The organism is Haloarcula vallismortis ATCC 29715 (assembly GCF_000337775.1).
GTDB lineage: Archaea > Halobacteriota > Halobacteria > Halobacteriales > Haloarculaceae > Haloarcula > Haloarcula vallismortis.
The window spans coordinates 1-944 of record NZ_AOLQ01000062.1 but is presented as its reverse complement, the minus strand read 5'-3'; the positions used below and the strand labels follow the sequence as shown (position 1 = coordinate 944).

Annotated in this window: 1 protein-coding gene; it reads right to left on the bottom strand. The window is 56.2% G+C overall.

The genetic code is table 11. The features are described 5' to 3' along the window. Positions 1 to 32 precede the first annotated feature (32 nt). Positions 33 to 863, bottom strand: a complete 831-nt coding sequence (locus C437_RS14825) for an IS5 family transposase (protein ID WP_004517800.1) — start codon at positions 861 to 863, stop codon at positions 33 to 35. Between the last annotated feature and the right edge of the window lie 81 nt (positions 864 to 944).

The following is a 944-nucleotide window of genomic DNA, read 5'->3' as shown; positions in this document are numbered from 1 at the left end:
GGCCGTGTTGAATCACCACAAGGCGGCAGAATTCACTGTTTGACGGCGCGCTTAATGTTATAGACGACACACATCAGCGCGATTTCTCGGAACTCACGGAACCAGGAACGCGCTCGCACGGCGAAGCCGAGCGAGCGCTTCACAGCCGAATTGACGGTTTCAGTCATAGAGCGCTGATTGTAGCGTTGTTTGTCGATTCTGGCGTTGTGAGCGTGGTCGTAGGGAGCGAAGATACGGTGTTTGATGAGTGGTCTGATGCCGAGTTCACGCAGTGCTTCGCGGAGTGACTGCTTGTCATAGCCCTTATCGGCGGCAAGAGACCGCAGATCGCCCGCGTTCCGGCGGGCGATCTGCTCAGCGAGGTCTGCGTCGCTTCCTTCCCGAGTCGTCGAGCAGTGTAGGTCAAGGACGGCTTGCGTCTCTGTGTCGACGAGTTTCGTGACTTTTAGCTTCTGAACGCGGTAGCTGATTCGCTGGCAGTAGTGGCGGCTCGCTGCTGAGCGTTCGTAGAATGTGGCGTCGATAGCGGCGTGTTTGGACGGATCGTGCAACTGCGCCGACTGGCGCAGTAGCACTCGACAGACGCTCATACTAATCCGGTCGAACGCTTTACACAACGTGGATGGAGAGGGGAGATCGGCCGTTTCGAGGCCGATCTCCCCGGTTATTTGCGGCATCTCTCTGAGCAGGTCAATCGTCATTCGGTAGGACGTATCGAGGTAAATCCGCAGACAATGCAAGGAAACGAGAGCATAGTCGGCGAATCCGCCGCCACCTTCCGGGGCGGCGGATTCGTCTCCATCGCCAGTAACTCTTTGAGCAATCGGGACAATCTCACCAGTGAAGCGGGAGATTTGGGTCATGAACAACTGAAGTCTCCCGCTTCAACTCCTTCGATTTAGCGAACGATCCTGCTGCTGTCTAGTGATTCAACAGAGCCAGTT

Excerpts from the sequence above, each read along its gene's own strand:
- C437_RS14825 (WP_004517800.1), bottom strand. The coding sequence starts at position 863 with ATGACCCAAATCTCCCGCTTCACTGGTGAGATTGTCCCGATTGCTCAA.